The following is a 4,170-nucleotide window of genomic DNA, read 5'->3' on the forward strand; positions in this document are numbered from 1 at the left end:
GCCCTGGAGCCCGCCCGCCGCGTCGCCGCCGTCCTGCGGGCCGGGCGGGCGGCCGCCACCGCCGCCGGCGCGGACGCCGAGACGGTGCTGTGGGCGCTGTGGCAGGCCGGTGGGCTCGCGGAGCGCTGGCGGGAGGCGGCGCTGGCACCGGCACCGGCACCGGCACCAGGTCCAGCGGCGGAGCGCGCCGTCCCCGACCCCGCGCGCGCCGACCGCGACCTGGACGCCGTGACGGCGCTGCTCGACGCCGCCGCCCGCTTCGGCCGGCTCTTCCCCGGCGGCGACGGCGCGCGGCGCTTCCTGCACCGGCAGGCCCGTGCGGAGGTGCCGGAGGACACCCTCGCCGACCGCGCCCCGGACGACGCCGCCGTCGTCCTCACCACGCCGCAGGGCGCGGCGGGGCGCGAGTGGGACGTCGTGGTCGTCGCGGGCGTGCAGGAGGGCGTCTGGCCGGACCTGCGCCTGCGCGGGCCGGTGCTCGGCGTCCAGGCCCTCGTCGACGTGCTGGCGGGCCGCGACCCCGACGGGCCGGGAGCCCGCCGGGTGGTCCTGGAGGACGAGCTGCGCCTGTTCCACGTGGCCGTCTCGCGGGCCCGCGAGGAGCTCGTCGTGACCGCCGTGCGGGACGGCGAGGAGCAGCCGTCCTCCTTCGTCGACCTCGTCGCCGCGGTCCCCGGCGCCCGCAGCGGCGACGGGGACGCGCCGACGGCGGGTGCGCGCCCGGTGTCCCTGCCGGCGCTGGTGGCCCGGCTGCGCCAGGTCGCGTGCGCACCGGCCGCGGCCGAGGACCCGCGGCGGCGGGCGGCGGCCGCGGTGCGGCTGGCCGAGCTGGCCGCCGCCGGGGTCCCCGGCGCCGACCCCGCCGACTGGTACGGCCTGCAGCCGGTCTCCGACGCCGGGCCGGTGCGCGCGCAGGGGGAGGTGGTCGTCTCGCCCTCGGAGGTGGAGACCTTCGAGCGCTGCGGGCTGCGCTGGTTCCTGGAGTCCTCCGGCGCCCGCCCGGCGCGCCCGCCCGGCCTCTCGATCGGCGCCCTGGTGCACCGCGTGGCCGCGCAGGCGCCGGCGGCGGAGGCCGTCGAGCTGCGCCGCCGGCTGGAGGAGCTGTGGCCGTCGCTGGGGCTGGCGCCGGGCTGGGTGTCCGCGGCCGCGCGCGAGCGCGCCGGGCGCATGCTCGACAAGCTCGCCGACTACCACCGCGACGCCCTCGCCCGCGGCCGCCGCCTCCTCGCCGTCGAGGCCCCCTTCGAGGTGCTCGTCGACGGGGTGCGCGTGCGCGGGCGCGTCGACCGCCTCGAGGCCGACGCCGACGGCCGTCCCCTCGTCGTCGACCTCAAGACCGGCCGCACCCAGCCCACGAGGGCCGAGGTGCAGCGCCACCCGCAGCTGGGCGTCTACCAGCTGGCCGTCGCCGCGGGAGCCTTCGGCGCGGCCGCCGAGGGCGGCGGGGCCCTGCTGGTGCAGCTCGGCGGGACCCAGCGCGCGGCGCCGCAGCAGCAGCAGCGCCCGCTGGCGGAGGACGAGGACCCGCGCTGGGCCGCGCAGCTGCTGCAGCGGGTGGCCGCCGGGATGGCCGCCGGCCGCTTCGAGGCCGTCGTCGGCCCCCAGTGCGGCACCTGCCCGGTGCTCAGCAGCTGCCCGGCCCACGAGGCCGGCCGCAGCGTCGCGGCGGGCGGTGCCCGGTGAGCGCCCCGCGCTGGGGCGCGGCCGAGATCGCCGCGCGGCTGGGGCGGCCCGCACCCACCCCCGAGCAGGTCGCCGTCGTGGAGGCGCCCGTGGAGCCGCTGCTCGTGGTCGCCGGCGCCGGGTCGGGCAAGACCGAGACGACGGCCTCGCGGGTGGTCTGGCTGGTGGCCAACGACCTCGTGGCCCCCGAGGACGTGCTGGGCCTGACGTTCACCCGCAAGGCGGCCGGTGAGCTGGCCGAGCGGGTGCGGCGCCGGCTGCGGGCGCTGCGCGCCCTGGGCGTGGGCGCAGCGGCGGGCCCGCCGGCGGGGGAGCCCGTGGTCTCCACCTACCACGCCTACGCGGCCTCGCTGGTCGCCGACCACGGGCTGCGCCTGGGCGTGGAGCCGCGCTCGCGGGTGCTCTCGGACGCCGGGGCCTGGCAGCTGGCCTCCGAGGTCGTGGAGACCTGGCGCGAGGACCTGCCGGACGTGCAGGCCTCCCCGGGCACCCTGGCCACCGCGCTGCTGCAGCTGGCGGGCGAGTGCGCCGAGCACCTGGTGGACCCGGCGCGGCTGGTGCGCTTCGTCGACGACCTCGACGCGAGGGTGCGGGCGCTGCCCAAGGACGCCGCGAGCGTGGCCCGCCACGGCGCGCACGTGCCGGGCGAGCCGTACGCGCGGGTGCGCGACCTGCTCGCCGTGCAGCGCACCCGCCGGGCCCTCGTGCCGCTGCTGGCGGAGTACGCGCGGCGCAAGCGGGAGGCCGAGCAGCTGGACTTCGGCGACCAGGTGCTGCTGGCGGCGCGGCTGGCGCGCGAGGTCGACGTGGTCGCGGCCGGCGAGCGCGCCCGCCACCGCGTCGTCCTGCTCGACGAGTACCAGGACACCAGCCACGCCCAGCTGAGCATGCTGCGGGCGCTCTTCGGCGACGGGCACCCCGTCACCGCCGTCGGCGACCCGCACCAGTCGATCTACGGCTGGCGCGGTGCGAGCGCCGGCAACCTGCTGGACTTCCCCGCGCACTTCCCGCGCGCCGACGGCACCCCGGCGCGCCGGCTGCCGCTGGCCACGAGCTGGCGCAACGACGCGGCCGTGCTGGCGGCCGCGAACCTGGTCGCCGCGCCGCTGGGCGCGGGCCCGGACGCGGGTGGGCTCGCGGCGCTGCGCGCGCGCCCGGACGCGGGCACCGGCCGGGTGCGCACGGCGTTCGCGGCGACGGTGGAGGAGGAGGCCGCGCAGGTGGCCGCCCGGCTGGCGGAGGTCTGGCGCGCCGACTCCGAGCGGCTGGCGGCGCAGGCCCGGGTGCCGGGCGCCGATCCGCGACCGCGCCGCACGATGGCCGTGCTGTGCCGCCGGCGCAGCCGCTTCGCCGTCCTGCAGCGGGCGCTGCACGAGGCGGGGCTGCCGGTGCGCGTGGTGGGCCTGGGGGGCCTGCTGTCGACCCCCGAGGTGCGCGACGTCGTGGCGACCCTGCACGTGCTGCACGACCCCGAGCGCGGCGACCAGCTGGCCCGGCTGCTGACCGGCGCCCGCTGGCGGCTGGGCGCGCGCGACCTGGCCGCGCTGGGCGACCTGGCCCGCCGGTCGCGGCGCGAGCGCCCGCGCGGGGACGGCGAGGGGGACGGCGCCCGCGCGGGCGGAGGCGAGCCCGCCGGCCTGGTCGAGGCGCTCGACGAGCTGCCGCCGTCGTGGACCGGCGCGGACGGGCCCGCGGGGCGGGAGCTGTCGGAGCCCGCCCGCGCCCGGCTGGAGCGGCTGGCCGCCGTGCTGCGGCGGCTGCGCACCCGCACCCACCTGCCGGTGGCCGACCTCGTCGGCGAGGTGGAGCGCGCGCTGCTGCTGGACGTGGAGGTGGCCGCCCGCCCGGGCGCCTCCCCGGCCGCCGCGCGCGCCGACCTGGACGCGCTGGCCGACGCCGCGGCCTCGTTCGCGGCCAGCGCCCGGCGCCCGGGCCTCGGGGGGTTCCTGGCGTGGCTGGAGGCGGCCGAGGAGCGCGAGCGCGGGCTGGAGCCGGCGGCCGCGGACGTGGCCCCCGACGCCGTCCAGCTGCTGACCGTGCACGCCGCCAAGGGCCTGGAGTGGGACGTCGTCGCCGTGCCCGGCCTGGTGGAGGGCACCTTCCCGGCGGCCGGCGCGAGCGCGCCCGGCTGGCTCGGCGGCACCGGTGCGGCGGGGGTGCTGCCGTACCCGCTGCGCGGGGACCGCGAGCACCTGCCCCGCTTCGACGTCGAGGGCGCCGGCACGCAGAAGGAGCTGGACACCGCCCGCGAGCGGTTCCAGGCCGCCTGCGGCGAGCACGAGCTGGCCGAGGAGCGGCGGCTGGCGTACGTGGCCTTCACCCGCGCCCGCCAGGAGCTGCTGCTCTCCGGCGCCTGGTGGGACGAGGGCGGCACGCCGCGCGAGCCCTCGCGCTTCCTGGGCGAGCTGCTGCGGGCACCGGCGGGAGCGGTGCCCGGCCTGGTGGCCCTGCCGCCGGCGCCCGCCCCGCCGCCGTGCGGGGGTTGGG

Annotated in this window: 2 protein-coding genes; both read left to right on the plus strand. The window is 80.9% G+C overall.

All coding sequences use genetic code 11. From position 1 onward, the window contains the following. Window positions 1-1,683: PD-(D/E)XK nuclease family protein (locus GTQ99_RS20535; RefSeq protein WP_166617560.1), on the plus strand; the 1,683-nt coding region annotated here is incomplete at its 5' end. Continuing rightward, window positions 1,680-4,170, plus strand: a 2,491-nt coding sequence (locus GTQ99_RS20540; RefSeq protein WP_166617561.1) for a UvrD-helicase domain-containing protein, incomplete at its 3' end; no start/stop codon positions are given. The genes GTQ99_RS20535 and GTQ99_RS20540, both read left to right, overlap by 4 nt.

This window comes from Kineococcus vitellinus (genome assembly GCF_009906315.1).
Lineage (GTDB): Bacteria > Actinomycetota > Actinomycetes > Actinomycetales > Kineococcaceae > Kineococcus > Kineococcus vitellinus.